At 67.9% G+C, this 25,199-nt stretch carries 28 protein-coding genes and 1 pseudogene; 10 read left to right on the top strand and 19 right to left on the bottom strand.

Annotated elements, in window-relative coordinates; genetic code table 11:
- Positions 1–8: 8 nt before the first annotated feature.
- Entirely contained in the window at positions 9–728 is a 720-nt protein-coding gene (locus RIB98_07430; GenBank protein ID MEQ8840796.1) for an NAD(P)H-dependent oxidoreductase, read from the top strand.
- A complete protein-coding gene (locus RIB98_07425) occupies positions 725–1,648 on the top strand; it encodes a mechanosensitive ion channel family protein (GenBank protein ID MEQ8840795.1) in 924 nt (307 codons plus the stop codon). The genes RIB98_07430 and RIB98_07425 overlap by 4 nt, the downstream gene beginning before the upstream one ends.
- A 38-nt stretch (positions 1,649–1,686) precedes the next feature.
- On the opposite strand, the gene RIB98_07420 is transcribed toward RIB98_07425, so the two are convergent.
- The gene (locus RIB98_07420) at positions 1,687–2,088 is read right to left on the bottom strand and encodes a hypothetical protein (protein ID MEQ8840794.1); all 402 of its coding nucleotides are present in this window, start codon (positions 2,086–2,088) and stop codon (positions 1,687–1,689) included.
- 42 nt (positions 2,089–2,130) lie between these two features.
- Positions 2,131–2,442 (bottom strand): STAS domain-containing protein, encoded by a 312-nt coding sequence (locus RIB98_07415; protein MEQ8840793.1) that lies wholly within the window; start codon positions 2,440–2,442, stop codon positions 2,131–2,133.
- A gap of 89 nt (positions 2,443–2,531) precedes the next feature.
- Here RIB98_07415 and RIB98_07410 point away from each other — a divergent pair, with 89 nt between their 5' ends.
- On the top strand, positions 2,532–2,981 hold the full coding sequence (locus RIB98_07410) for a hemerythrin domain-containing protein (protein MEQ8840792.1): 450 nt from the start codon (positions 2,532–2,534) through the stop codon (positions 2,979–2,981).
- Positions 2,982–2,993: 12 nt separating this feature from the next.
- Here the strand turns inward: RIB98_07410 and RIB98_07405 are convergent, their stop codons facing one another.
- From RIB98_07405 to RIB98_07385, 5 genes are all read right to left on the bottom strand, one after another.
- Positions 2,994–3,737, bottom strand: coding sequence for a SigB/SigF/SigG family RNA polymerase sigma factor (locus RIB98_07405; GenBank protein MEQ8840791.1), 744 nt, complete (start codon positions 3,735–3,737; stop codon positions 2,994–2,996).
- Positions 3,734–4,102, bottom strand: coding sequence for a hypothetical protein (locus tag RIB98_07400; protein ID MEQ8840790.1), 369 nt, complete (start codon positions 4,100–4,102; stop codon positions 3,734–3,736). The genes RIB98_07405 and RIB98_07400 overlap by 4 nt, the downstream gene beginning before the upstream one ends.
- Before the next feature lie 46 nt (positions 4,103–4,148).
- Positions 4,149–4,562: an ATP-binding protein gene (locus tag RIB98_07395; GenBank protein ID MEQ8840789.1), complete on the bottom strand. Its 414-nt coding sequence runs from the start codon at positions 4,560–4,562 to the stop codon at positions 4,149–4,151.
- A gap of 229 nt (positions 4,563–4,791) precedes the next feature.
- Positions 4,792–6,015: an acetyl-CoA C-acetyltransferase gene (locus tag RIB98_07390; protein ID MEQ8840788.1), complete on the bottom strand. Its 1,224-nt coding sequence runs from the start codon at positions 6,013–6,015 to the stop codon at positions 4,792–4,794.
- Between the two features lie 14 nt (positions 6,016–6,029).
- Entirely contained in the window at positions 6,030–6,800 is a 771-nt protein-coding gene (locus RIB98_07385; GenBank protein ID MEQ8840787.1) for an enoyl-CoA hydratase-related protein, read from the bottom strand.
- Positions 6,801–6,875: 75 nt separating this feature from the next.
- On the opposite strand from RIB98_07385, the gene RIB98_07380 reads away from it, so the two are divergent.
- Positions 6,876–7,691 carry a hypothetical protein gene (locus RIB98_07380; GenBank protein ID MEQ8840786.1) on the top strand — a complete coding sequence of 272 codons (816 nt, stop codon included), beginning with the start codon at positions 6,876–6,878 and terminating at the stop codon, positions 7,689–7,691.
- Here RIB98_07380 and RIB98_07375 read toward each other — a convergent pair whose 3' ends face one another.
- Both RIB98_07375 and RIB98_07370 read right to left on the bottom strand, forming a co-directional pair.
- The gene (locus RIB98_07375; protein MEQ8840785.1) at positions 7,692–8,048 is read right to left on the bottom strand and encodes a helix-turn-helix transcriptional regulator; all 357 of its coding nucleotides are present in this window, start codon (positions 8,046–8,048) and stop codon (positions 7,692–7,694) included.
- A 107-nt stretch (positions 8,049–8,155) separates the two neighbouring features.
- The gene (locus RIB98_07370) at positions 8,156–8,545 is read right to left on the bottom strand and encodes a hypothetical protein (protein ID MEQ8840784.1); all 390 of its coding nucleotides are present in this window, start codon (positions 8,543–8,545) and stop codon (positions 8,156–8,158) included.
- Positions 8,546–8,678: 133 nt separating this feature from the next.
- Here RIB98_07370 and RIB98_07365 point away from each other — a divergent pair, with 133 nt between their 5' ends.
- Positions 8,679–9,191 carry a phosphoribosyltransferase family protein gene (locus RIB98_07365; GenBank protein MEQ8840783.1) on the top strand — a complete coding sequence of 171 codons (513 nt, stop codon included), beginning with the start codon at positions 8,679–8,681 and terminating at the stop codon, positions 9,189–9,191.
- On the opposite strand, the gene RIB98_07360 is transcribed toward RIB98_07365, so the two are convergent.
- Both RIB98_07360 and RIB98_07355 read right to left on the bottom strand, forming a co-directional pair.
- On the bottom strand, positions 9,188–9,550 hold the full coding sequence (locus RIB98_07360) for a hypothetical protein (GenBank protein ID MEQ8840782.1): 363 nt from the start codon (positions 9,548–9,550) through the stop codon (positions 9,188–9,190). The two genes, RIB98_07365 and RIB98_07360, sit on opposite strands and share 4 nt — an antisense overlap.
- Positions 9,543–10,118: pseudogene (locus RIB98_07355) on the bottom strand (DsbA family protein). The gene RIB98_07360 and the pseudogene RIB98_07355 overlap by 8 nt, the downstream one beginning before the upstream one ends.
- A gap of 97 nt (positions 10,119–10,215) precedes the next feature.
- Here RIB98_07355 and RIB98_07350 point away from each other — a divergent pair.
- Entirely contained in the window at positions 10,216–11,079 is an 864-nt protein-coding gene (locus RIB98_07350; protein ID MEQ8840781.1) for an NAD(P)-dependent oxidoreductase, read from the top strand.
- Positions 11,080–11,096: 17 nt separating this feature from the next.
- Here the strand turns inward: RIB98_07350 and RIB98_07345 are convergent, their stop codons facing one another.
- The 3 genes from RIB98_07345 to RIB98_07335 are packed head-to-tail and all read right to left on the bottom strand — an operon-like array spanning position 11,097 to position 14,503.
- Positions 11,097–12,479 (bottom strand): ABC transporter substrate-binding protein, encoded by a 1,383-nt coding sequence (locus RIB98_07345; protein MEQ8840780.1) that lies wholly within the window; start codon positions 12,477–12,479, stop codon positions 11,097–11,099.
- Between the two features lie 52 nt (positions 12,480–12,531).
- Complete coding sequence (locus RIB98_07340; protein MEQ8840779.1) at positions 12,532–13,902, bottom strand: ABC transporter substrate-binding protein; 1,371 nt, start codon at positions 13,900–13,902, stop codon at positions 12,532–12,534.
- Positions 13,903–13,930: 28 nt separating this feature from the next.
- Positions 13,931–14,503: a WHG domain-containing protein gene (locus tag RIB98_07335; GenBank protein ID MEQ8840778.1), complete on the bottom strand. Its 573-nt coding sequence runs from the start codon at positions 14,501–14,503 to the stop codon at positions 13,931–13,933.
- A gap of 76 nt (positions 14,504–14,579) precedes the next feature.
- On the opposite strand from RIB98_07335, the gene RIB98_07330 reads away from it, so the two are divergent.
- The 3 genes from RIB98_07330 (at position 14,580) to RIB98_07320 (ending at position 18,621) form a co-directional block, all read left to right on the top strand.
- Positions 14,580–15,800 (top strand): amidohydrolase family protein, encoded by a 1,221-nt coding sequence (locus RIB98_07330; GenBank protein MEQ8840777.1) that lies wholly within the window; start codon positions 14,580–14,582, stop codon positions 15,798–15,800.
- A gap of 111 nt (positions 15,801–15,911) precedes the next feature.
- Positions 15,912–18,245, top strand: coding sequence for an arylsulfatase (locus RIB98_07325; protein MEQ8840776.1), 2,334 nt, complete (start codon positions 15,912–15,914; stop codon positions 18,243–18,245).
- Between the two features lie 220 nt (positions 18,246–18,465).
- Positions 18,466–18,621 carry a hypothetical protein gene (locus RIB98_07320; protein ID MEQ8840775.1) on the top strand — a complete coding sequence of 52 codons (156 nt, stop codon included), beginning with the start codon at positions 18,466–18,468 and terminating at the stop codon, positions 18,619–18,621.
- On the opposite strand, the gene RIB98_07315 is transcribed toward RIB98_07320, so the two are convergent.
- The gene (locus tag RIB98_07315) at positions 18,606–19,313 is read right to left on the bottom strand and encodes a DNA alkylation repair protein (GenBank protein ID MEQ8840774.1); all 708 of its coding nucleotides are present in this window, start codon (positions 19,311–19,313) and stop codon (positions 18,606–18,608) included. The genes RIB98_07320 and RIB98_07315 overlap by 16 nt on opposite strands.
- Entirely contained in the window at positions 19,313–20,728 is a 1,416-nt protein-coding gene (locus tag RIB98_07310; GenBank protein ID MEQ8840773.1) for a wax ester/triacylglycerol synthase family O-acyltransferase, read from the bottom strand. The genes RIB98_07315 and RIB98_07310 overlap by 1 nt, the downstream gene beginning before the upstream one ends.
- 108 nt (positions 20,729–20,836) lie before the next feature.
- Between RIB98_07310 and RIB98_07305 the strand changes: the two genes are divergently transcribed.
- Positions 20,837–22,267, top strand: a complete 1,431-nt coding sequence (locus RIB98_07305) for a wax ester/triacylglycerol synthase family O-acyltransferase (GenBank protein MEQ8840772.1) — start codon at positions 20,837–20,839, stop codon at positions 22,265–22,267.
- Here the strand turns inward: RIB98_07305 and RIB98_07300 are convergent.
- From RIB98_07300 to RIB98_07290, 3 genes are read right to left on the bottom strand one after another with little or no spacing between them, the layout of a single operon-like run.
- The gene (locus RIB98_07300; protein ID MEQ8840771.1) at positions 22,254–23,066 is read right to left on the bottom strand and encodes an alpha/beta fold hydrolase; all 813 of its coding nucleotides are present in this window, start codon (positions 23,064–23,066) and stop codon (positions 22,254–22,256) included. The genes RIB98_07305 and RIB98_07300 overlap by 14 nt on opposite strands.
- Positions 23,059–24,231 carry an alpha/beta hydrolase gene (locus RIB98_07295; GenBank protein ID MEQ8840770.1) on the bottom strand — a complete coding sequence of 391 codons (1,173 nt, stop codon included), beginning with the start codon at positions 24,229–24,231 and terminating at the stop codon, positions 23,059–23,061. Before RIB98_07295 ends, RIB98_07300 begins: the two co-directional genes overlap by 8 nt.
- A complete protein-coding gene (locus RIB98_07290) occupies positions 24,228–25,193 on the bottom strand; it encodes an alpha/beta hydrolase (protein MEQ8840769.1) in 966 nt (321 codons plus the stop codon). The genes RIB98_07295 and RIB98_07290 overlap by 4 nt, the downstream gene beginning before the upstream one ends.
- Positions 25,194–25,199: the final 6 nt, after the last annotated feature.

The raw sequence follows: 25,199 nt of genomic DNA, 5'->3' as shown, positions 1-25,199 counted from the left end.
GGCTGCCCATGACCACCCGATTCGACGGCCTGCGTGCCGTGTTCCTCAACTGTTCCCTGACCGCCGACCGTACGCAGTCGCACACGATGCGGCTGCTGCGGCGGGCGGCCGGGATCATGGAAACCGAGGGCGTGTCGGTCGACGTCATCCACGCTCGCGACCACGACATCGCGTTCGGGATGCGCGCCGACATGACCGAGCACGGAGCGGAGGTCGACGAATGGCCCCAGATCCAGGCTGTCGTCGACGCCGCCGACATTCTCGTGATCGGCACACCGATCTGGCTCGGCGCCAAGTCGAGCGTGGCCACGATGGCCATCGAGCGTCTCTATGCAGGCAGCGCCGAGACCAACGACAAGGGCCAGTACAAGTACTACGGCAAAGCCGCCGGGTGCGTGGTCACCGGCAACGAGGACGGCGTGAAGGCGTGTGCTCGCGATGTCCTCTACGCCCTGGCCCACATCGGCTACACGATCCCTCCCGGCCCCGACTGCGGCTGGCTGGGTGAGATCGGTCCGGGGCCCAGCTACGGCGATGATGTCGACGGCCAGGAGTCTCCGGCCGGCTACGACAGCGAGTTCACCAACAAGAACACGACGATCATGGCGTGGAATCTGATGCACACCGCACGGCTCCTTCGCGATGCGGGTGGCTTTCCCACCACCGGCAACTCCGGTGACTGGGAGGCCGTCACCAACGCAGCAGACCAGAGCCCGGCGTCCGCATGATCCTCGGCGCGGAACCGGACGACGGCTCTCAGTCCGTCGCCGACGCCGTCACCGAATCGACCGGATCGATCGTCGAATCCATCGGCGATGCGCTACCCCGTCTCGGGGCGGCGCTCATCATCATCGTGGTGGGCTATGGCGCCTCCCGCGTGTTGCGGGCGGTTCTCGCCCGGATCCTGGCCCGTCGTCAGACGCCCAGCTTCGTGCGCGTCATGAGCAAGGTCGGCGGCTGGATCCTGCTCTTCCTGAGCGTGCTGGCCGCAATGGCCGCCGCCTTCCCGTCCGTGAAGCCGGTCGACCTCCTGGCCGGCCTCGGCTTCTTCTCGTTGGCCATCGGCTTCGCGTTCCAGGACATCCTCGAGAACAGCTTCTCCGGTGTACTCCTGCTGTTTCGTCAACCCTTCGCCAGCGGCGACCAGATCAGGGTCGGGGAGTGGCGCGGCACCGTCGATGCCATCACCATCCGCGAGACGAGAATCACGACGTTCGACGGTGAACTCGTGCTGATCCCCAATCGTGACGTCTACAAGAGCGCGCTGCTCGTGCAGACCCACTACGACATCCATCGCGTGGCGTTCACGGTGGGCATCGCCTACGAGAACGATCCCGACGAGGCGGCGGGACTCATCGTGTCTGCGCTCGAGGGGGTGGAGGGAATCGCCGCCGATCCGGCGCCCGAGGCCCTGGTACGCGAACTCGGCGTGTCCACGGTGGACATCGAAGCCCGGTTCTGGACCTCCACGCGCCAACTCGACACGCGCCGCATGCTCGACCGGGCGATCATCGCTGCGAAACGCGCGCTCGACGAGAACGGCATCGAGATGCCGGCCGACATCGTGGCGCTGCAGGCGACGCCGAGCTTCAAGGCCGCCCTCAGCGGCGACGTCGAAGTGACGCCGGGTGGTTCGGTACGGCGCTGACCACGCCGGGCCCGCACAACTCAGTATCTCCAAGGAACTCAGTGTCCGGGACCGGGTTGCGCTTCGTGATGTCGCCGACCGTGGGTGCGGCGGCGCTCCTTCATGTTCGACTCGTGGAGATGCGGCGTGCCGTCGAGGAGTTCGTCGCGGGTCCGCCGTTCGAACGCCCGCACTTCCTCCCAGTAGGTCTCGTCGTACTCCTCGACGATCTGGAACGTCCACCGCCCCTCGATCACGTTGCGGCCCACGATCGACTCTCGGAGTTCCTCGGCCAGGTCGGTTGCCCCTGCATCTTCGAGACGGTCGGCGGCCTCACCCAACTGGGCGTCGGCATGGCCGGTGAGCTGGTGGAAGTCGTAGAGGCGACCGCGCGCACGCTCGATGGTCTCGAGGGCCTCGGTGACCTTTCCGACGGCATCGATGATCTCGTCGTTCGGCATCGGGCAGTACGTTCCCGGCCCGCTGGCGCGCTAAACCGGGATTCAGCGCTCGAGGGTCAGAACGTCGGTCAGACCGGTGATCTCGAGGATTCGCAGCACCGCGTCGCTCGGGTCGACGAGAAGCAGGCAGGAACCGGCTTCGGCGTGGCGGCCATGGGCGGAGACCACGCCGCGGATGCCGGTCGAATCCATGAACGTGACGCCGGCCATCATCAGGTGCACCGGGCTCGAAGTGCCCAGCTGATCGAGCTCTGTTTCCAGTACCGAGGCCGTGTGGGCATCGAGGTCACCGTGCAACGCGAGGCGCCGTGGTTCGATCACCTCGATGTCGAGGCGGGCCGGGAGCTCTGTCATCCCACAATCATATGCGCCCGACGACGGTGCGCGACGGGTCCGTGGTTCGGCGACGTTTGGCTCGGTCTCCGATGGGTAGAGCACTGCCCATGCAGAACATCTTCGAAGCACTCCGAGCCGACCACGAGCGCCAGCGCCGACTCCTCGATGCGCTCCTCGACACGACGGGCGGCGACGGCGATCGCCGTGAACTGTTCGAGGAACTCACCGCGGAGCTTCAGGCGCACGCAATGGCGGAGGAACGACATTTCTACGTACCGCTGATGGGTGACGACCTCACCCAGGAGAAGGCCCGTCACAGTGTGGCCGAGCACAAGGAACTCGACGACTTCGTCGAGCAGCTCGAGGGCTACGACCTCGCCGCGCCGCAATGGCTGATCACCGCCGAAGAGATGGCCCACCGGCTGCGCCATCACCTCGAGGAGGAGGAGCGCGAGGTCTTCCAGATGGCCGGGAAGGTGCTTTCCGACGACCAGAAGACCAGCCTCGCCTCCGCCTACGAGAACGAGATGAACGAGGCCCGTAGCGCCGTCAGCTGACGGCGTCTGTATCTAGCTGACGGCGTCTGTGCGCATCGCCTCGATCGCCCGCCGGAGCAGGCGGGAGACGTGCATCTGGCTGATCCCGACGACCTCGGCGATCTCGGTTTGGGTCTTGCCCTCCATGAACCGGAGCCGCACGATCTCCTGCTCGCGCTCAGGGAGCTGCTCGAGCAGCTCCGCCACTGCGAGTCGGGCTTCCGTCTCGACGTAGCCGCGATCGTCCTGGCTGAGCGCCGCCGTTCGATCGGTGGGCATGTCGGGATCGATGCGCGTGTCGAGGCTGTTGGCGGTGTGTGCGGCCGAGGCGGAGAGGGCGCCGATCACGGTGTCGAGATCGACATCGAGGTGCGCCGCGATCTCCTTCGGGGTCGGGGAGCGACCGAGCTCCTGGCCGAGCTCGTCGACCGCCGACCGGACGTGGAGGTGGATCTCCTTCAATGATCGGGGCACCCGCACGGCCCAGGTCTTGTCACGGAAGTGACGCTTGATCTCGCCCTCGATCGTGCGGCCGGCGAAGGTCGAGAACGCCGCGCCGTTGGTCGGATCGAAGCGGTCCACGGCCTTCACCAGCGCGACCATCGCCACCTGCCGAAGATCGTCGTCGTTCACGCCACGGTTCACGAAGCGACGCGCCAGGTACACCGCGAGGCCCATGTGGTCCTCGACCAGCCGATTGCGCAGTGACTTCGACCGGGTCTCGGCGAATTCCTCGAAGCGCGCCGCGGTCTCGTCCTCGTCGCGGGTGTCGGTCACTGGGCCCGTTGCATGGAGAACCAACCGGTGCGCTCGTCGAGACGAACGTCGTCGACCACGGCACGGATGATCTGCTCGGTCAATGCCGGCACGTCGGCGATCGAACCGTGCTCGATCGCCGCGTGCATCTCGATGCAGCGGTCGTCGACGATTCCGAAGCGGATCGTGACTTCGCCGTCGGCCCGGGCGCCGTCGACCAGCAGCGAGACCACTTCGTCGACGGCGATGCGGAGTTCTTCGATCTGGTCGGCGGAGAAATCGAGGTCGGCGGCGATGGTCGCCGCGACCGTGCGAGCGACCCGAATGTGTCGGGTTGCCGCCGGGATGCCGAGGGTCACCTGCGCGGATGCGCCCGTAATCGTCATGGGCGCAGCCTCCCACGTCGCCGTCGGCCGGTGCCAAGAGCGACGTTCATCGGTCGTCACCGAATGTGGCGCTGACCGTGAGCCCCTCGTGGTCGCTGTCGAAATCGAGGGTTTCGGCGATCGTGTCGACGATGGCCAGACCACGCCCTCGATGAGCGAGTGGATCCTCGGACTTCCAGGTCGAACGATCGGGAATGTCGTCGAGCACCCCGGCGCTGCGCACTTGCATCGCAACCCGTGAACCGTCCTCGGATGCGTGGGCCTGCACGTCGAAGGTCGAGCCCTTTCCGGCCTGCACCGCATTGGCACACAACTCGCTGGTGGCCAGGGCGACGACGTCGACCAGTTCCGCGCTGACGCCTTGGCGCCGCAGCGCGTCGACCACCGCCAGGCGGGCTTCGGTGACAGCCGCCGATGACAGGGCGAAGGTTCGGTGGAGCAGCGTGACGGTGTGCGGCACTGCTACCAGCGCCCATGCGGCATGGCTGCCATGGAAATCGAGTCCATGAAGGCGGCCTCGGCACGGCACGGGGGCACCGTTGCGGTGGTCGCAGAGGGCTCGAGGCGAGTGGTCACAGGACTCCGATTGGTGGGCGCAGAGGTCGGTCTACCCACTCTCGGTGCTCCCAACCCGGCGAAATGTTACAAATTCGTTACGGGCGATCGGCGCTGTCGACGGCCCGGCCACGTCACACCCGTTCGATGATGATCGCGGGGGCCATTCCGCCGCCCGCGCACATGGTGATGAGCCCGACCTGCTGATCGCGACGCTCGAGCTCGTCGAGCACGGTGCCGATGAGGATTGCGCCGGTCGCCCCGATGGGATGGCCGAGGGCCATGGCCCCGCCGTTCACGTTGACCTTGTCGCGGTCGAGGTCGAGGTCGCGTTGGAATTTCTCGGACACGACGGCGAACGCTTCGTTGACCTCGAAGAGATCGATGTCGGTCAACGTCATGCCGGCTCGTTCGAGCACCTTTCGTGCCGCGGGCACGGGGGCATTGAGCATCAGGGTGGGATCGTCACCCATGTTCGCAGTGGCAACGACCCGGGCCCGTGGCGTCAGCCCGTGGGCCCTGGCGTAGTCGGAACCGGCCATGAGGATGGCGGCGGCGCCGTCGACCACGCCCGAGGAGTTGCCCGCGTGGTGCACGTGGGCGATGTCGACGTCGGGGTACTTCTGGTTGATCAGCTCCCGGAACGTCATCGCGTCGTCGGTGTGGCGGTAGTCGGCGACGGCGGTGAAGCTCGGGGCGAGCGCCGCGAGCGATTCGGCCGTGGTGCCGGGCCGCGGAAACTCCTCGTGGTCGAGGGCGATCGAGCCATCCAGGTTGCGGACGGGAATCAGGCTCCGGTCGAAGCGGCCCTCGCGGATGGCGATGTCGGCCCGCCTCTGTGACTCGGCGGCGTGGACGTCGAGCGCCTCGCGGCCGATGCCCTCGATGGTGGCGATGGCATCGGCACACACGCCCTGATGGCTCTGGGGATGCAGCTCCTGGAGGTGGGCGTTGTTGGCGCCCATCGGCAGCAACCCCTTCTTCGGCAGGGACATCATCTCGGTGCCGCCGGCGACCACGAGGTCCTCCATCCCGGCCATGATGGCGTTGGCGGCGAAGTTGGCGGCGGTGATGCCCGATCCGCAGAATCGATCGAGAGTGACCCCGCTCGCGGTCACGTCGTACCCGGCATCGAGGGCCGCCATGCGGCCGAGGTCGCCCGACTGCTCGGACACCTGTGAACTGGTGCCCCACACGACGTCGTCGACATCTGGGGTGTCGAAACCGTTGCGGTCGCGCAGGGCTTCGAGCACCGTGCGTCCGAGATGTTGGGGGTGGAGGTGCGAGAGCGCCCCCTTGCCCTGCTTGCCGATCCCGCGAGGGGTTCGGCAGGCGTCGATGATGAAGGCGTCGGCCATCAGTCGGTCCTCTCTCAATCGATGTTGCTGAAGTCGGCGGGGCGCTTCTCGGCGAAGGCGGTCATCGCTTCGATGTTGGCCGGCGCGCCCATGAGCACGGCGAACTCGCCGTTCTCTCGTTCGTGCGCTTCGTGGAGCAGTGGGCGGATCGGCTCGACGATCGTCCGCTTGCAGGCCATCAGCGAGCTGATCGGTCGCGACGCCAGTGTGCGGGCGTGTTGCATGGTGACGTCCATGAGGAGCTCGGGTGCGCAGACCTTGAATGCGAGGCCCATCTCCTTGCACTCGTCGGCCGTGAGCCATTCGGCGCTCATCAGTGCCCAGGTGGCGTTCTGGCGGCCGATGAGCGCCGGGAACGTCGCGCTGCTGGCCAGTTCCGGCGCCACACCGAGGGTGGTGAACGGGCACTTGAGTCGGGCCGTCGAGGCCATGAACACGAGATCGGCCACGCCCAGGACGGTGGCGCCGAACCCGAGGCCCATGCCGTTGACCGCGAGGATCAGAGGCTTCGCAAAGTCGATGAGAACGCGGGTGAGTCCGGCGAAGCCGTGGGTGGACTCGATCGACTCGCCCATGGCGAGGCGGCCCATCTCGATCACGTCCTGGCCGGCCGAGAACGAATCGCCGCTGCCGGTCAGCACGACCACCGCCACGGTCGGATCGTCCTGTGCGTCGAGCAACGCGGCGGCGGTGCCGTCCCACATGGCCGTGTTCATCGCGTTCTTCGCTTCGGGTCGCTGCAACGTGATGATGCGGACCCGGCCGTCGTTGGTGACCTCGATCATCCGGCGAGCTTAGGGAGGTCGGCGCTCGGCCGACGAACCGCCGCCGGAAGGAGGGTCTCGAAGTAGGGTCGCAAGGTGAGCAGGGATTGGTTCGACCCGTTGGGCATTCGGGGCAGCCGGCTCGACCCGTTCACACTGTTCACGAACGCCTTGCGAGGCCAGGGCCCCGCCGGTCAGTCGGCCGAGGTGATCGCCACCACGATGGCGCGGCGACTGGTGGGTCGCACCGTCAGCGTCGATGCAGGCGTGAAGATCACCGCAACCGTGGCCGGCGTCGACGAGGCTCGGCCGCCGGCCCCCCTCGCCGCGGTGCCCACCGGTGCCGTCGAGGTGCCGATGTGGGAACGGGTACGGGTTCGACTGCAGCGGATCGAGCTCGGTGAATGGCGGTTGGCCCGCGCCACACTCGATGTCCACGACATCCGACTCGTCGGTGCAGCGGCCAAGGCGATCCGTATCGGCGGCGCCGACTTCACCGCCACCGTGAAGCCGGGGGAAGTGGTCCGCTGGGCCGAGGCGATCGCCGGGGAGCGGCGGGTCCGGGTGCGCGAGGGCATGCTCGAGGTGAGTGACCGGCGGCTCGAACGCTGGGTCTGGGTGACCGTGGCGGTCACCGCTCGAGATCAGACGGTCGTGGTCAGGCCCCGGCACCTCACGGCGTTCGGCCGCACGGTCCCTCTGCCGCCGCGCTGGCAACGAGATGTCGTTCGTCCCGCACCGTGGCTCCCGACCGAGGTGCAGATCATCGGCATCGAGTCCGACGGCGACGACCTGGTGGCGACGGGTCGGGTGACGGCCACCGACGTGCCGGTGGACATGACGAAGCTGCTCGTCGACCTCGGTACGGAGAGCACGAGGTCGGTGTTGCGGATCGCCATCGGCGGCCGCTGATCAGGAGTTGTCGTTCTCCAGCAGGAAGGATTCGTAGATGCGGATCAGCACCTGTTTCTGATCGGTGCTGAGATCCGACTGGGCCCGGATGGTGGCCATCAGATCGCTCTCCCGATCCTCGTCGAGGATGCCGGCTCGCACGTACAGCGATTCGGACGAGACCTCGAGGGCGCGCGCGATCTGCTGGAGGATCTCCGCCGACGGCCGCTTGAGACCGCGTTCGATCTGCGAGAGGTAGGGGTTGGAGACGTTGGCGAGATCCGCGAGCTTGCGCACGCTGAGCTCGGCCTGGCGTCGTTGCTCGCGGATGTAGTCGCCGAGCTCCGACCATGCCTCGCGGGGGTCCTTTTCAACCATCACACTCCAGTGTGGACGCGAAGCGACCGGGCCACCAATGGGTGACCCGGTCGCATTTGGGGGGAACGGGTAGCGCGGGATCGGGGAATGGGGGATTCCCCGACGAATCACGACGTGGTCGTGGCCTTGCGGGTGGTCCGCTTGGCGGTGCGCTTCTTGGCACTGGTCTTGGAAGCGCTGCTCTTGGGAGCCGCGGCCTTGGGAGCCGCGGCCTTGGGAGCGTCGATGCCGATGAAGCTCCACGCCTTGGTGCGGTTGGTGGCCATGACCTCGGCGACCTGGCCGGGGAGGCGGCCTTCGAACTTCACGGCCTGGGGCTCGGTGCGGGCACGGAAGCCGGTCAGGGCCTCGGTGGCCTGCTTGCGGGCGATGGCGGAGTGTTCACCGACGAAGTCCGGGGTGGTGACCTCGTGGCCGACGATGGCGTCGGTGACGAGAAGGTTGACGCCAACCGCGGCGTACGCAGCGTCCTTGACCTGATCGAGTACTGCAGTCATTGTTCGACTCCTGATGGGTTCGGGGGAAATCTCGGGGGATTCGGGCCGACTGCGCACTGGCGTCGTCGGATGTGCTTACTATAACTAGCATCGAATCGATGTCAACCATTTTCGCTAACAAAAGTGCGCACCGGTGTTGAGTGCCCTCCACGTGATGGGCGAGTACTGGCGGGACGACGACTCGCCGTCCGAGCTGGGTCTCCTGTTCGCGGCGGCGAAGGACCGCCGGGACGGCGAAGCCCTCTCGACGCTCTGCGGCACGTTCGCCGAGTTCGCTCGCACGCTCGACTGGGCGCCGACCCTCGTGGTCGCAGTGCCGCCCGGACCACGCCGCGAGGCCCACCCGGTACCGGCGCTCGCCGGCGCCGTGGCGGCCTCCATCGGCGTCCCGGTGGCCGCCGCCGGGCGTCGCCACGACACCCCCCGGCTTCGCGACACGCCGGTCGCCGACCGACCGCGGATGGTCGACGCCGCGGGGTATCACGTCACCGGTGACGTGACGGCGCAGCGGGTGCTGTTGGTCGACGACGTCATCCTGACCGGGACCACGGTGCGCCACCTCGCTGCACTGTTGCGAGCAGCGGGGGCGAGCGAGGTTCAGGGCGTCGTGGTCTGTCGCACCCGCCGGCGCGGTGACGCGGGCTAGTTCCCGGTCTCTCGCGCGATGTCGATGGTGGTGTCGATGGTCGAGATGGCGACTGCCGGTGCTGTCGCATCGGCGACCAGCGCGCTGATCACCACTGCGATGTCGTCGCGGGCGAACAGCGCGTCGACGAGTTCCTGCGTCGCCTCGTCGGACGGGGCGGTGCCGTAGAGCCGCACGACCTCCCCATCGAGTTCCACGGTGACCGACCGCACCACGAACCGCGTCGGTCTCACGGCGTCGTCGTTTCCCGCGGGGGCGAAGACGGCCCAGCTTGCGATGAGTGCGACGGCCACGAGCACGAGAACCGCGACGAGCGCCACCAAGGTGGGGACGCGGGTCGGCGGCGACGTGTCAGGCACCGCCGAGGCGTCGTTCGAGAAGTCGCTCGATCCATCGCGAGATGGTGTCGACCTCCTGGGCGCCCTGCACCGGGAGAACCTCGTCGATGACCATGGTCGGTACGGCGGTGACGCCCTGCTGGATCGCCTCGTTGTGTTCCGCGATCACCTCTTCCGCGAGGGCGCGTTCTCGCTCGGCCGTGATGCTGAGGAACTCGTTGCGGTCGATGCCCACGTCGGCGGCCAGGTCGGCGAGCACCGCCCAGTCCGAGATCGTGCGGTTCTCGGTGAAGTACGCCGTCAGCAGGCGATGGTGGAACGCATCGCTCGCTGCCGGTTCGAGCAGAGCGAGCGATCTGGCCGCGACGTGGGCGGGGACGCTGCTGGTCGGTTGGGCCTCGTCGGTCGACCACACGTTGAACACCGCGGCCGGCTCGACCTGCGCCGCCCGCAACCACGACCGGGTGTAGGCGACGAACTTCTCCTGGTCGGTGGCCTTGGACTCGGTGCGCAGGAGGAAGGCCTTCCACGACACGTCGATCTGATCGCCGAAGCGGCGTTTCAGTTCATCGAGACGAACTGTCCCGACGTAGCACCACGGTCAAAGGAAGTCGGACCAGGCGACGATGCGGACGGGGTCGTGCATACTTCGACCCTACCGACGAATTCAGGCCACAATCAGCGTCATGAAATGTGCATTCGTCGGGCTCGGAGTCATGGGATATCCGATGGCGGGTCATCTCGCCGAGGCAGGTCACGAGATGACCGTCTTCAATCGCACCGGCGCGAGAGCGGACGCGTGGGTGGCTGCACACGGCGGCCGACGGGCCGACAGCCCGGCCACCGCGGCCGTCGGCGCCGACATGGTGTTCCTCTGCGTGGGCGACGACCCCGATGTGCGAGCGGTCACCACGGGCGACGGGGGAGTGCTGGAGACGATGGCGGCCGGCACCGTCCTCGTCGACCACACCACCGCGTCGGCCGATGTGGCCCGTGAGGTCCATGCCGCGGCGCGTGCGCTCGGCGTCGGCTTCGTCGATGCGCCCATCTCCGGCGGCCAGGCGGGAGCGCAGAACGGCGTGCTCACGGTCATGTGCGGCGGCGACGCCGAGGACTTCGACCGGGCGGCGCCGGTGATCAACGCCTACGCCCGGGCCTGCACCCTCCTCGGCGACTCGGGCGCCGGTCAGCTCTGCAAGATGGTGAACCAGATCGCCATCGCCGGACTGCTCCAGGGCCTCGCCGAAGCGATCGACTTCGCAGGACGGGCCGGACTCGACGTGGAGCGGGTGGTCGACACGATCTCCAAGGGCGCAGCCGGTTCGTGGCAGATGGAGAATCGGGCGACGACCATGGCAAAGGGGGAGTTCGACTTCGGTTTTGCGCTCGACTGGATGCGCAAGGATCTCGGCATCTGTCTGCGTGAAGGCGACCGGGTCGGCGCCTCGCTGCCGGTGACCGCGTTGGTCGACCAGTTCTACTCGCGGCTCCAGCGCCAGGGCCACGGCCGTCTCGACACGAGCGCGCTGATCGCGCTGCTGTCCGAGTAGGCCACCCGCGGCGGCGCTCAGTCGAGGAGTTCCCAGCCGCCGGCGGCGCTGTCGAAGCTGGCCATCCGCAGCGTCTTCGCCGCACCGAGGTCGTCGGACTCGAGCGAGGCGCCGAAGTAGCCGGCGAGATCGATCGGGCCGATCGCACCGAGGGCCGCGGCGAACGAGTCGTTGGTGAGGTCGGGACCCGCCGCCGTCAGCGCGGTCTCGAGAATCGAGGTGATCGCACAGGCGTAGAGGGCCGACGCGAGATCGTTCGCCTCGGCGTCGAGTGCGTAGGACAGCTCGTGGTCGCTGCCCGCCTCGAGCATGTCGACACAGGCGGACACCGCCGGATCATCGGCCATGGCTTCCTGCTGGGTGGTGCCCACGGGGGTGTTGACGATCGCGAGGGCGCCGTCGAGATAGGCGAGATCGACCCCGGCATCGGCGAGCGCCGACGGCGTCATGGCGACGTTGAGCAACCACTGCTCGCTCTCGTATCCCTCCGACTGGGCGTTGAAGATCTCCAGCGGCACGCCGGTGGTGGACACCGTCAGGTCCACGCCGGCCTCACGCATGCGCTCGAAGACGATGGCCTGGTCGCGGGCGGTCTCGGCGAGGTCGGTGTCGTTGGCCCCGATGAGGCCCTCGACCACGTCGTAGCCGGCGTCACCGAACGCGTCCACGATGCTCTGGTACTCGAGAACGCCGACATCGGCCGAACCGACGACACCGATCGTGGCACCGTCGAGCACTCCCTCTTCCTCGGCCAGGGCGACCATGTTGGCGGCCTGGGTCTCGAAGGACGCCCACAACGTGGCGTAGGGCGCCGTGCTGCGGGTGAGGAGCGACTCGGTCATACCGGACACCATGACCGCTGCGGTGTCGTTCGCCTCCGTGAAGCAGAGGACCTGATCCTCGAGCGCCTGGCCGATGGCCACGAACACCTCTTCGTCCTCGGTGAGTTCCACGCAGGCCTGGTCGAACTGCTCGCTGCCCAGAGGCAGGAACTCCCGACCGTGGACCTCGATCTGTCGACCGTGAATGCCGCCGCGGGAGTTGATGTCCTCGAGGGCGGCCTGCCAGAGATCGAGGTCGTTGGTCCGTCCGAAGTCCACCCCGGCGGCGGCAAGCGTGTCCCAGTCCACGGTGGTGATACCCACTCTGATGACCTCGGGGGTGACCCCACGGAACGAGGCAGTGAGCTCGGCTCCAGGGGTGCTGCCGTCGGTGTTGTCGCTGTCGGTCGCATCGCCGGTGGTGGCGGGTGAGGTCGCCGGATCGCCCGAGTCGTCGACGACGCGAGGGGCGCCGTCGTCGGAGGGTGCGGGCGCGGCTCCGCCGGCACAACCGGCCGCGAACAGCGCGAACGCGAGCAGGCCGGTGCGGGCAAGAACGATCGCGGCTCGACAGGTCATGGCCTACCCATCGGTAGGCAATGCCGGCTCGTGAGGGAGTCGTCGGCTCGGGTCAGCCGTCGAGCGGCACCCAGGTACCGGTCGAGGCATCGAATCGGACCGGGGTCAGACTCGTGGATGCGCCGTAGTCGTCAGGGCCGAGCGTCGCGTCGCCGAAACCGGGGAGCTGGAACGCGCCCATCGTTTCGAGCCCGGCCTGGAACGAGTCGTTGGTGAGGTCGGGTCCGGCGGCGGTCATCGCCGTCTCGAGAATGGTGGCGATCGAACACGCGTAGAGCGCCGACAAGATGTTGTTGACCGGCACGTCGAGCGAGTAGGGGAGTTCGTGGTCGGTGCGCTCTCGCAGGTCGTCGATGCACGTGGCGACGAGTGGATCGTCGTCCATCGTGGGTTGGCCCGTGGTTCCGACGGGGGTGTCGTTGACCGAGTAGGCCCCGTCGAGGTAGTCGTGCGGCACTCCCTCGCTGGTGAGACCGCGACCACTCATCGACGTGGCGAGCAGCCACTGTTCGGGCTCGTACCCGGCGTCGTAGGCGTTGGCGATCTCGAGCGGTATCCCGGTGGTCGAGACGGCGATCTCCACTCCGGCCTCGTCCATGCGCTGGTAGATGATGCCCTGCTCGCGAGCGGACTCGGTGAGGTCCTCGGCGTTGCCGCCGATGAGCCCCTCGACCGGGTCGTAGCCGGCGGTGCGGAACGCCTCGACGATCGTGCGGAAGTTCGTCTCACTCACGTCGACCGAGCCGATCACCCCCACGTTCTGGCCGTCGAGAATGCCGGCGTCCGTCATCAGGTCGAGGAACATCGCGGCGCGGTCCGCCTGTGTCGCCCCCACGGTGACGTAGGGCGCTCGGGCCCGGGAGAGGCGTTCCTCGTTCATCCCTGCGGCGACGACGGCAGCGGTCTCGTGGAGATCGGTGACGCAAAGGATCTGTTCGTTGAGCGTGGTGCCGACGACGACGAACACCTCCTCGTCCTCGGTCAGGCGCACGCAGGCTTCGTCGGCTTCGGTCGATCCGACGGGGAGGAACTCGGTGATGACGGCCTCCAGCATGCGCCCGTGGATCCCGCCACGGTCGTTGATCGCCTCGAGCGCCGCCACGTAGAGATCGCCGCTGTTGGAGACGCCGAGGTCGACGCCGATGTCGGCGAGTCGGTCGAAGTCGTAGGCCATCACACCGACCTTGATCGTGTCCTCGGTGACGCCGCGAAACGATGCCGTCAGCGGGACGGATCCGGTCGTCTCGGGTGGCGTGGTGGTCGAGGATTCGCCCGGCTCGGTCGTCGTGGCATCGGGCTCCGCCGTGGTCGTCGTGGTTTCGTCGTTCGTACTGGCCGCGTCGTCGCCGCACGCAGCGGCGACGAGGCTCAGGACCATCAGGACGATGACGGCAATGCGGCGACGGGACACGGTCTGCGACATGGCTGCATCCTTGTCCGTGGTCGCGATGTCAGCCAGTCCGACCGAGGCTTCCCGCCCGGATGCCGCGCAGATACAGATCCACGAGGTACTCGAAACTCTCGTCGTTGCGACCCCGGCCCAGGGCGTCCGCGGCCTCGAGGGTGCTGAACCCGTGCAGCGCGGCCCGCAGCGTTCGTCCCGCGGCCGTCGCCTCGGCGCCGGTGAGTCCGTAGGCGGCGAGGACCCGGTCCATCGTCTCGATCGCGCCGCGGCCGGCGCTGCGCTTCTCGGCCGAGCCCACCTTGCGCAACGACAGCTCGTAGCGCCCGGGCCGGGACGTGGCCCAGCGCCGGTAGGCGCGAGCGAAGGCGGCGACGGCCTCGTCACCGGCCACGCCGACCACGGAGTCGCGCAGCGTTTCTCCGAACTCGGCCGTCACCGCCACCGCAAGTGCATCGAGCAGTCCGTTGAGACCGTCGACATGGCTGTAGAGCGACGGCGACTGCACCTCGAGCGCGTCGGCCACCGCCCGCAGCGACAGTGCGTCGAGTCCGTCGCGGTCCACGATCGCCAGCGCCGCGGCGATCACGTCGTCGCGGTCGATTCCTCGTCGTCGGGCCATGAGACGACCCTAGCTGTTGAATTCCCATAGGTCTATGCCTAAGATACTTAGGTACCCTCCCGAGAACGAGGCAACCGTGTCTGAACAAGCCGTGTCCGAACAAACAGTGTCCGAGCGCTACACGATCATCTCCGCCGACAGCCACGCCGGTGGCAACATGGCCATGTACGAGGAGTATCTGGCCGACGAGTGGAAGGACGCATTCCACGAATGGCGCGGGGCCTACAAGAACCCCTACCGGGATCTCCAGGACGACGGCCGCACCCGCAACTGGGACAACGAGCGGCGTGTGCAGGAGCAGTACGACGACGGCGTGGTCGCGGAGATCACGTTTCCCAACACCGTGCCGCCCTTCTACCCGACCGGCATGCTCATCGCGTATCCGCCGAAGAACGACGAGGAGTATCAGCGGCGCCGGGCCGGCATCGACGCCCACAACCGTTGGCTCAAGGACTGGTGTGGCGAGTACCCGGCTCAACGCTGCGGTCTGCCCCAGATCTTCCTCGAGGACATCGACGACGCGATCACCACGCTGGAGTGGGCGGCCGCCGAGGGTTTCCGCTCGTTCATGATGCCCCACGTCGCACCCGACGTGGACCTTCCCGGTCTCTGGTCGCCGCACTGGGACCGGCTGTGGGCGGCGGTGCAGGACCTCGACCTCGTGATGACCCAGCACGGTGGCAACGGCACCCCGAACTACGGCAGCGACCCGGCGTCGGGCCTCATCTTCTTGATGGAGGTGCCGTTCTTCGCCCACCGCAACCTGTCGCACCTCATCATGAGCGGTGTCTTCGAGCGCTTCCCGAACCTGAAGTACGTGATGACCGAGCAGGGCACGGCGTGGGCCGTCGACGAGCTCCACCGGATGGACATGTACCACATGCAGATCTCGGGTGGCCGTGTCGGTGAACTCGGCTTCTCGGCCGACATCGTCCTGCCGATGAAGCCCAGCGAGTACTTCGATCGCAACGTCTGGATCGGCGCGTCGTTCCCGTCGCCCGCGGAGGCCGAGGCGATCAGGTCGCTCGGCGTGCACAAGGTGATGTGGGGTTCCGATTACCCCCATCACGAGGGCACGTATCCGTACTCGGTCGAGTCGCTGCAGCGCGCGTTCCACGAGTGGAGCGAGGACGACATGCGCAAGGTGCTCAGCCAGAACGCGGCCGAGGTCTACCGCTTCGACCTCGATGCGCTGGCACCGATCGCCGCCGAGCACGGGCCCACCGCCGAGACGGTGGCCACCCCGTTGGCCGAGATCCCGAAGAAGGCGACGAGCCCCGCGTTCTTCAAGAAGTGAAGAAACCGCGGACTGCGGTAGTCTGACCACCTCACTCCGATTGGGGGATCGGACGTCGATGGCGCTTCCCACGGGAGGCGCCATCGTCGTGTCCGGGCTAATACTGGCGACGTGACGAACGAGCCCTCCCCCCACGATGACCCCACTGCCCCCTACGCCGGATTCGGCGGCAAGGTGGGGAAGATCTTCTCCACCTCCGAGCCCGACTGGCCGTTGAAGCCGACCGCACCGGCCGGGGCCCCCAACATCATCGTGATGCTGGCCGACGACCTCGGCTTCGCCGACCTCGGTTGCTACGGCAGCGAGATCGACACGCCCGAGCTCGACGCGCTGGCGGCCGGGGGTGTCCGCTACACGAACTTCCACGTCAACCCGATGTGTTCACCGACGCGGGCCTCGATGCTGACCGGGCTCAACCACCACATGGCGGGCATGGGTCACGTCGCCCACAGCGACCCGGGGTTTCCCGGCTACGCCCACGAGATCCGCGACGATGCGGTGACGATGGCCGAGATCTATCGCGACCAGGGGTGGGCCTCGCTGATGGTCGGGAAATGGCACCTGTGCAAGGACTCGAACCTGAGCGAGGCGGGGCCCCGCCACAGCTGGCCGTTACAGAAGGGGTTCGAGCGCTACTACGGCATCCTCGACGGCTTCACCAACTTCCACCAGCCCCATCGGCTCTACGAGGACAACCACCACGTCCAGGTCGACCAGTACCCCGACGACTACTACTTCACCGACGACCTGACCGACCACGCGATCACGATGATCGACGAGGTGCGGTCGTCGCACCCCACAAAGCCCTTCTTCCTCTACTACGCGCACGGCGCGGTGCACGCGCCGCTCCAGGCGAAGCAGGAGGACATGGAGAAGTACCGGGGCATGTACGACGCGGGCTGGGACGAGATCCGCGAGCAGCGTTTCGCTCGTCAGCTCGAGCTCGGCGTGGTGCCGGCCGACACGGTGCTGCCGCCACGCAACCACGAGGAGAACCATGCGGTCACCGCGTGGGACGACCTCTCCGACATGCAGCGCGAGACCTTTGCTCGCTACATGGAGATCTTCGCGGGCATGGTCGACTCGGTCGACCAGAGTGTCGGCCGACTGCGGGCCCACCTCGAGGCGATCGGGGAGTGGGAGAACACCATCATCGTGTTCACCTCTGACAACGGCGGCTCGCGGGAAGGGCAGTACGACGGCACGTCGCAGTACTTCCGCACCCTGCTCATGCAGACCCGGGACAGCGGCATGGAGGCCATCGAGATCGACCACGGGCGGCTCGACATCATGGGCGGCCCGCAGACGCTGCCGCACTATCCCCTGGGCTGGGCGATGGTGTCCAACACTCCGCTGCGGATGTACAAGATCAACACCCATCAGGGTGGCCACCAGGTGCCGTTCATCGTCCACTGGCCCGAGGGGTTGGCGACCGAGGGCGAGATCCGCACCCAGTATCAGCACATCACCGACCTGCTGCCGACCCTCGCCGACATGACCGGGGTGACGGTCCCGACCGACAAGCACGGGCGACCGGTACCGGCGCCGGCCGGCGCGAGCTTCATCGACAGCCTTACCGAAGCCCACGCCGAGTCGACCCATCGCGAGCAGTACTACGAGATGATCGGCAACCGTGGCTTCTATCGTGACGGCTGGTCGGCGGTGACCCTGCGCCAGGTGGCCACCCCGTTCTCGGAGGAGGAATGGGAGCTCCATCATCTCGCCGAGGACCCGTCGGAGTCGCGTGATCTCGCGGCCGATCATCCCGAGAAGCTGGCCGAACTGGTCGAGGCGTTCGACGATGCCGCCTGGGCGAACCAGGTGTATCCCCTCGACGAGGGCAACTACGTGAAGATGGTCGAGAAACCACCGAGTGACGAGGAGTTCGTCGCCGACGTGCGCATTCGCCCGCGAACCCCCACGCTCGAACGGTGGCGGTCGCTGCAGCTGACGTTCTCTCGAAGCTTCGACGTGCTGGTCGACCTCGACTACGCCGACGGTGACGAGGGCATGTTGTTCGCCCACGGCGATCAGGGCGGCGGCTATGCGATGTACATCGAGCACGGCACGCTCTTCTTCGCCTTCAACGCGTACGGCGACATGACCGTGGTCGAGGGTGGGCCGGTCGCCATCGGCACCGAGCGGGTGGCCCTCCACATGGAGGTCGCCGGCAACTTCCGATGGAACGCCCGGTTGACGATGGGCGACACCGAGGTCGGCGAGGCCCTCGATCTTCCGGTGCTCATGGCGATGGCGCCGTTCGAGGGCATCGATGTCGGGATCGATCGGCGGTCGCCCGTGAGCTGGGACGTGTACCGACGCCACGGGGTGTTCGCCTACACGGGAACCCTTCACGGCGCGACCTACGTGCCGGGCGAGCTGGCAGCCGACGCCGGCAGCCGTTTCCTGAGCTACATGAAGGAAACGGGAACCCGCTACGAATAGCCCGCCACCCGCCGTTCACCGGAGATTTTCTTTCCGTTCCGAAATCGGTACGGGCGCGAGCGGTCCCGCGTGGACGACGCCGTGTCGACCCGCCCTTTTCGGCTTGATTCTGCGGGAGGCGGCGACCGAGTGGGGGTATCGTGCCGGACGCCGACTCGCAACGGTCCGACCCGGATGGCCCACGAGGCGTCGCGACACCGTTTCCAGCCGCCGGTTTCGCATGCTCGAGGGCGACGTGCCGTCGCCCGCCGATCCGCCGTCGGGCTGCCGCTTCCGCACCCGCTGCTGGAAGGCGCAGGAGAAGTGCGCTCACGAGGTCCCGGCGCTCATCGATCGTGGGGCCGGGCACCCCGTCGCCTGTCACTTCCCCGAGTGAAGGTGTTTGAGCGCCTCGCGTTTCGAGAGGCCCGACAGTCGATCCTCGAAGCGGTCGACGAAGGCGATGACCTCGTCGGCGTCGGTGCGGGCGTACTGGCGCAAGGCCCACCCGATGGCCTTGCGAAGGAAGAACTCCTTGGAGTCCATCGACGCCTCGATCGCGTGGAAGAGCAGGTCGAGGTCGGTGTCATCCTTGAAGGACAACTGGCAGATGATCGAAGTCCGCCGTCGCCACATCGCCCCGTCGCGTTCGAGGTCGTCGGTGGCCCACTGCCACATCACGGGGTGCACGGTGTCGGGATCGCTCGCCAGCATCGCCCCCATGTGGTCCGAGGCCAGTGCATCGACGTGGTCCCACCAGGCGCCGGTGACGATCATCTCCTCGATCATCGGCAGGCACCCGCCGTCGAGCCAACGTCGATACGGCCGGTGGGCGGCGAGTTGGGTGGCGACGTACATCTGCTCGCGATGAGTGGCGTGTCTCCAGACCTCGAGCACCGTCGCTTCCCAGTTCGCACGATCGGCGAAAGGAAAATCGCGGGCGAGAGACGCGGTGATGCGCCGTACGTCGGGCATCGCGACGCCGTGGAACGGCATCTCCGACTTCATGTAGTCCTGTTGGCCGGACGCCCGCCCGGGATCGGCCACCGCCTCGAGCCGGGCGACGAGCTCGTCGCGCAGCGCGCTCATCAGCCGGTGGGCGAGTCGATTCCGGCGAGTGCCTTGAGCGCGGCGAACTCTTCGGTGTGGAGATCGGCGAGCCGGTCGAGATCCGGCACCAGCTCCCGGCAGGAGACCAGCCCCAGGTCGAGCGTGTCGCGATAGCTCTGGACGGTGATGTTGAGCCCCTGGCCGTCGACCACGGTGGACACCGGCACATAGTGGCGCACGGGCGCACCGCCGAGCGACAGGAGGTCGCGGGGACCCGGCACGTTGCTGATGGTGACGTTGGCAGGGGTGAGGCCGTTGTTGGTGATACGCGGATTCATGGCGATGCGGGCGGCCTGCTGGGCGATCAGCCCGGGCGCCAGCGACGCCGCCTCCACGATGAGGTCGGCGGACAGGAGATCGTGGCGCTGCTTGCCCTCGGCCATCGTGGCCCCGATGGCGGCGATACGGGAGGTCGGGTCGTCGAGGTCGGTGGGGATGGTGACGAAGAGGCTCGACACGCGATTGGTCCACGGGTCGGCCTCGTCGCCGGTGCGAATCGACACCGGGATCATGGCGACCAACGGATCATCGGGGAGTGCATCGTGTTCGAGCAGATAGTTGCGCAGCGCACCTGCACACATCGCCATGACGACGTCGTTGACGGTGCAGCCCAGTGCCGCCTTGACGGCCTTCACCTCGGCGAGAGGGATGGCCCTCCAGGTGAAGCGACGATTCGGGCTGATCGAGGCATTGAATGGCGTGCGCGGCACCCCGTGCAGGCCGGCGGTCAGGTCCCGGCGATGCTCCGACCGGCCGACCCGCAGGAGCTCGCCGGCCAGTCGGCGCTGCCATCGCAGCATTCGCCGTGGTCGTCGGGCCAGATCGAACATGGCCTTGTTGAGCACCTCGTTGGCACGGGGAATCGGGTCGGCGTGGGGGAGAGAGGGCGCCGCCTCGCGCAGATCGACCACGGCGCTCTCGCTGAAGACCTGCTGGGTCAGCATCGCCCCCGCGACGCCGTCGATGGTCGAGTGGTGCATCTTCGTGAAGATGGCGAACCGGTCGTTCTCGAGCCCCTCGATGACATAGGCCTCCCACAACGGCTTGCTGCGATCGAGGGGCCGTCCGATCGACCGTGAGATCAGCGCGTCGAGTTCGGCGGCGCCACCGGGGGGCGGCACCGCGACGTGGCGCACGTGGAAGTCGAGATCGAAGTCCGGGTCATCGGCCCAGTACGGGTGGTCGAGTCCGAACGGCACCTCGACGAGGCGACGACGCAAGGGCACGAAGTCGACGACGGCGCGTTCGATGCGGGCCCGGTACTCCGAGTAGGGATCGAAGTCCGGGTCGTCGGGCCGATCGAGGATGAGAATGCTGCTGACGTGGCCGAAGCTCCGGCCCGTCTCCAGATACAGGAAGCTGGCGTCGAGTCCCGAGAGCTGTGTGAGTCCCATGGTGTCCGCTTTCTCCCGTCGGGCCTCTGACAGTAGCGGTCGGGGCGCGACCGTGAGACGGGACCGTACGGGCGCACCTCCGACCGAGCGGATCTAGTGTCCCCCGACATGAAGCGTCTTTCCGGCACCGATGCGCTGTTCCTCTCGATGGAGCAACCGAACTGGCATCAGCACATCGGCGGTCTCACCATCCTCGATCGCAGCGATGCCCCGGACTGCACGTTCCTGTCGATGCGGGCGTCGATGGTGCACCGGCTGCCGCTGACCCCGAAGTTCATGTGGCGCCTCAAGGAGGTGCCGCTGCGTCTCGACCGGGCCGTGTGGGTCGACGACCCGCATTTCGACATCGACCGGCATCTCTTCCATGTGGCGCTGCCGGCGCCGGGCGGACCGAACGAACTGGCCGACCTCGTCGGTGACATCCTCGGCCGCCAGCTGAATCGACGACGGCCGTTGTGGGAGATGTGGTTCATCGAGGGGCTCCCCAACGACCGTGTCGCGTTGCTCCTGAAGTATCACCACTGCCTGCTCGACGGCATGGCGAGCGCCAGCCTCGCGGCGGTCATGTTCGACTTCGCCGCCGACGCACCGCCGCCCGACCTGCCCGACACCGTCGAGATGGCCGGCCCCGCGCCGAGTGACTTCGAGCTGATGGCTCGGGCCGTGGTGCCCACTGTCACCACTGTGATGCGGGTGGCGGACTACGTCGGCCGGGCCGCACAACGGGGCGCGACCGTGGTGGCCATGGCCCGTGAGGGAAAGGGCGTGGTCCCGCGTTCGGTGCCGTCCACCATCTTCAACGGCTCGATCGGCCCCAAGCGGCGGATGGCGTTCGCCTCGGTGGCCATGGACGACGTGAAAGCGGTCAAGGCCCACTACGGCGTCAAGGTCAACGATGTCGTCCTCGCCATCTGCAGCGGGGCGCTTCGCAACTATCTGCTGGACCGGGATGCGCTTCCCGCCGGGTCCCTGATCACGGGTGTTCCGGTGTCGACCCGGGCGGCGGGCGACGAGAGTCAGGAGAACAAGCTCGCCAGCATGATCGTCTCCCTTGCGACCGATGTCGACGACGCAGGCGAGCGCCTCATCGCGATCCACGCGAGCAGCCAGGGGGCCAAGGAGGTGACGGCCGCCGTGCGGACGACCCGGATTCCCTCGGTGGGAGAGATCGCACCGCCGGCCCTGCTCAACACGGCGCTGCGCACCATGGCGGCGACGGGGCTGATCGCCCACATGCCGACAGTGATGAACACGCTGATCTCGAACGTACCGGGTCCACCGTTCCCGCTGTACTTCTCGGGTGCACGGGTGACCGGCATCTTCTCTTCGAGCGTGATCGTCGAGGGGATGGGCCTGAACATCACGCTCTTCAGCTACATGGATCGGCTCGATTTCGGCCTGCACGTCGACCCGCTGCTCGTACCCGACGTCGGGGACATCGCCGAGGGATTCCCGGTGGCGCTGGCCGAACTCATGACGGCGGCCGGGTTGGGTGATCCGTCGGTGGTCGAGGACCCGCTGGGCTTCACCCGGCCGTGAAGTCGCGGATCAGATCGGTCCACGTGGCGACCTCATCCCAGCTCTGGGCGACGACGAGTTCGGCGCGGGGCAGCGCGTCGGCCACCCGCACCGCGGTGCCGATCGGCCGGAGGACGTCGCCCGGATAGGCGAGGATCAGCGTCGGGATGTCGAGCGCCCGGAGTTCGTCGGGCGAAGGAAGATTGCTGCGTGCCGCGCCCACGAGCGCGGCGACGTAGCGCTGCCGCGGTGTGCTGACGATTCGCCGGTAGTGGGCGATGTGGTAAGCGCCGATCGTGCCGGCGGGCCGATGCGGGAGGCGGAGACAGCGGGACAGGTAGCGCAGGGGTTCGGTGGCCCCGATGAGGGCGCTGGCCCCGAGCAGCCCCTGGATACCGGCGGCCGGTGCCCTCCAGGTCCAGCCGTTGGGCAGCGCGGCCAGCACGAGGCGGTCGACGCGTTCGGGCGCCATGTGTGCGGCCCAGAGTGCGGTGGCCGCCCCGGTGGAGAACCCGCCGAGGGTGGCGGACGGCAGCCGCATGCGCTCGCAGAGCTGGAGCAGGTCGTCGGCGCGGGAGTCCCAGGTGTGATCACCGGGGTGGGCGACACCCGGTGACCGACCGTGCCCGACCGCGTCGTAGCGGATCAGTCGGCGCGAGGGCGCCAGCCGCGCGAAGTCGATGACGGAGTGGACGTCGTCGTCGTCGATGCTGAGGAACGTGTCGTGGGCCCAGACGAACGGGTCACCCGATCCCCGGGAGACGACACGGAGTCCGTAGCCGTGGACGAGTTCGACCCGATCCTCGACCCGATCAGACACGGTTCCCCATCGCCGCGCCGGCCCAGCCCTCGAGGGCCTCGATCACTGCTCGGGTACGCGGGCTGTTGATGACGTCGAAGGCGTGGTGGGCGTGGGGGAGCTCGACGAACGTGGCCGCAGGCGAGACGGCGCTCATCGCGTCGGCGAAGTCGCGCGCCTCCTCGATCGGGACGAGAGTGTCGTAGGTGCCGTTCACGATCAGCATGGGGGGTGCGTCGGGCCGGACCCGGGCGATGGGTGACAGCGCGTCCCAGCCTTCGGCGTCGTCGCCGAGCTTGGTGCCCATCACCAGTGCATGCAGGAACGGCGTCATGGCCGAGCGGCCGCGCCGACGGTTGCGGTCGGTCAGGTCGAACACGCCGTACATCGGCGCGGCGGCGGCGACCGAGCAGTCGGCCTCCTCGAACCCGGGCTGCAGCGACGCGTCGTCGGCGGTCAGGGCGCAGAGCGCGGTCAGGTGCCCGCCGGCGCTGCCCCCGGTGAGCAGGATCCGGTCGGGATCGCCGCCCCATTCGCCCGCGTTGGCCCTGACCCAGGCGATCGCCTGCTTCGTGTCGTGGATCGCGGCGGGCAGACGATGCGTGGGACCCAGCCGATAGTTGATGGCCACCCCGATCCAGCCTGCCTGGGCGAAGTGGGCGAGCAGCGGTTGGCCCTGCTGGCGGTTGTTGCCGATCACCCAGCCGCCACCGTGGACCTGCAGGACGATGGGCGCACCTCGCCGTTCGGCCGGAAGGTAGAGGTCGGCGCGGTTGCGCTTGTGGGGACCGTACTCGAGGTCCCGGCGGATCTCGATGCCCTCGAAGTCCGGTCGGGAGACGCCGATCAACGGCGTCGGGCTCGTGGCCTCGAGCGCAGCCGGGAGGGCCGCGCGGATGACGTCTCGCGCCGCGACCCCTCGACGGTGCGCGATCTCGAGCAGGGCCACGCTGGCGGCCGCCATGACGACACCGACGAGTCCGACCGGCTCGGCCAGTGCCCCGAGAGCGATCCACACGATCGTGGCCAGCACCTGGAAGACGAGATGCACACGCGCGAGTTCGGCGGTGAAGAAACCGATGATCGTCGTGGGCAACCCGATGATCACCGGCCGTGGGCGGACATTGGCGATGACCGACGCCAACAGGGCCGCGCCGGCGACGATCGCGAAGAGCGCCGGTGTCACGAGGCGGTGCGGACGGCGGCTCGTCGCTTCGTGCGCAGATCGATCACGTCGGTCGGGGGGAGTCCGTCGACGGTCACGTCGAGCGCCGGCGCAGTGCCGGCTCGGTCGACGACGCCGGTGACCGCGTCACGAACCGTCTCGCCGAACTCGGGTTCGAGGCAGCTGACATGTCCGCCGTCGTAGCGGTGGATGCGGGCGCCGGGGATGTGGGATGCCAGCCCGTACTGGGCCTGCGGCGGCACGGCGCGGTCGCGCTGGGTGACGATCACCGACGTCGGGACGTCGATCTCACCGACCCACGCGCGAGACGAGTAGGTGCCGATGGCCAGGCCCGCCTCGGAGACCATCCGCCAGGAGTGGCGTTGCATCTCGGCGCGGGCCCATTTGGACAACGTCTGGGGACGGTTCGCGCCGCGGGCCTCGCGGGTGACCTGACGGGCCAGCGCACTCGGGAACGACGAGGGGAGGGCGCCGGCCCGGAGCCCGGCGGCCAGCATCGTCGCCGCGCCGGCCATCGCCATGCGGGTGCCGCCTCCTTCGATGAGGTCGAAGCCGGTGGCACAGAAAACGAGCCCGGCCACCCGCTCGGGGTGGCGTCGCCACAACATCTGGGCGATCGGACCGCCCAGCGAGTAGCCCACGACCACGACGTTCTCGATGCCGAGCACGTCGAGCAGGGCGGCCAGATCGTCGGCTGCGTCGGCGATGGTGAAGCGACGGCGGGACTGGATGCCCCGGCCATGGCCCCGGTTGTCGGCGGCCAGGACGTGGAAGTCGCGCCCGAGGGGCTCGAAGGCCGTCAGCCAGTTGAGTCCGCCCGACGCCACCCATCCGTGGACGAGCAGCACCGAGGGCCCGTCGCCCACCTCGTTCAGCTCGCGCACGAAGGTGGTGCCGCGACCGGGAAGGAGCACCCGGTGCCCGGCCGGGATCGGCAGCCGTCCGTCATCGCCTTCACGCATGATCGC

It is taken from the genome of Acidimicrobiales bacterium, assembly GCA_040219515.1.
Classification (GTDB): domain Bacteria; phylum Actinomycetota; class Acidimicrobiia; order Acidimicrobiales; family Aldehydirespiratoraceae; genus JAJRXC01.
The sequence above is the reverse complement of the archived record's forward strand: the minus strand, read 5'-3'. Positions and strand labels throughout refer to the sequence as shown.

What these genes read in the sequence shown, in the direction of transcription:
- RIB98_07385 (MEQ8840787.1), bottom strand. Translation starts at nt 6,800, where the DNA reads ATGATCGAGGTCACCAACGACGGCCGGGTCCGCATCATCACGTTGCAG.
- RIB98_07400 (MEQ8840790.1), bottom strand. Translation starts at nt 4,102, where the DNA reads ATGACGATTACGGGCGCATCCGCGCAGGTGACCCTCGGCATCCCGGCG.
- RIB98_07420 (MEQ8840794.1), bottom strand. Translation starts at nt 2,088, where the DNA reads ATGCCGAACGACGAGATCATCGATGCCGTCGGAAAGGTCACCGAGGCC.
- RIB98_07350 (MEQ8840781.1), top strand. Translation starts at nt 10,216, where the DNA reads ATGAAATGTGCATTCGTCGGGCTCGGAGTCATGGGATATCCGATGGCG.
- RIB98_07345 (MEQ8840780.1), bottom strand. Translation starts at nt 12,479, where the DNA reads ATGACCTGTCGAGCCGCGATCGTTCTTGCCCGCACCGGCCTGCTCGCG.
- RIB98_07430 (MEQ8840796.1), top strand. Translation starts at nt 9, where the DNA reads ATGACCACCCGATTCGACGGCCTGCGTGCCGTGTTCCTCAACTGTTCC.
- RIB98_07425 (MEQ8840795.1), top strand. Translation starts at nt 725, where the DNA reads ATGATCCTCGGCGCGGAACCGGACGACGGCTCTCAGTCCGTCGCCGAC.
- RIB98_07310 (MEQ8840773.1), bottom strand. Translation starts at nt 20,728, where the DNA reads ATGGGACTCACACAGCTCTCGGGACTCGACGCCAGCTTCCTGTATCTG.
- RIB98_07335 (MEQ8840778.1), bottom strand. Translation starts at nt 14,503, where the DNA reads ATGGCCCGACGACGAGGAATCGACCGCGACGACGTGATCGCCGCGGCG.
- RIB98_07320 (MEQ8840775.1), top strand. Translation starts at nt 18,466, where the DNA reads ATGCTCGAGGGCGACGTGCCGTCGCCCGCCGATCCGCCGTCGGGCTGC.
- RIB98_07340 (MEQ8840779.1), bottom strand. Translation starts at nt 13,902, where the DNA reads ATGTCGCAGACCGTGTCCCGTCGCCGCATTGCCGTCATCGTCCTGATG.
- RIB98_07305 (MEQ8840772.1), top strand. Translation starts at nt 20,837, where the DNA reads ATGAAGCGTCTTTCCGGCACCGATGCGCTGTTCCTCTCGATGGAGCAA.
- RIB98_07390 (MEQ8840788.1), bottom strand. Translation starts at nt 6,015, where the DNA reads ATGGCCGACGCCTTCATCATCGACGCCTGCCGAACCCCTCGCGGGATC.
- RIB98_07375 (MEQ8840785.1), bottom strand. Translation starts at nt 8,048, where the DNA reads ATGGTTGAAAAGGACCCCCGCGAGGCATGGTCGGAGCTCGGCGACTAC.
- RIB98_07415 (MEQ8840793.1), bottom strand. Translation starts at nt 2,442, where the DNA reads ATGACAGAGCTCCCGGCCCGCCTCGACATCGAGGTGATCGAACCACGG.
- RIB98_07290 (MEQ8840769.1), bottom strand. Translation starts at nt 25,193, where the DNA reads ATGCGTGAAGGCGATGACGGACGGCTGCCGATCCCGGCCGGGCACCGG.
- RIB98_07370 (MEQ8840784.1), bottom strand. Translation starts at nt 8,545, where the DNA reads ATGACTGCAGTACTCGATCAGGTCAAGGACGCTGCGTACGCCGCGGTT.
- RIB98_07315 (MEQ8840774.1), bottom strand. Translation starts at nt 19,313, where the DNA reads ATGAGCGCGCTGCGCGACGAGCTCGTCGCCCGGCTCGAGGCGGTGGCC.
- RIB98_07410 (MEQ8840792.1), top strand. Translation starts at nt 2,532, where the DNA reads ATGCAGAACATCTTCGAAGCACTCCGAGCCGACCACGAGCGCCAGCGC.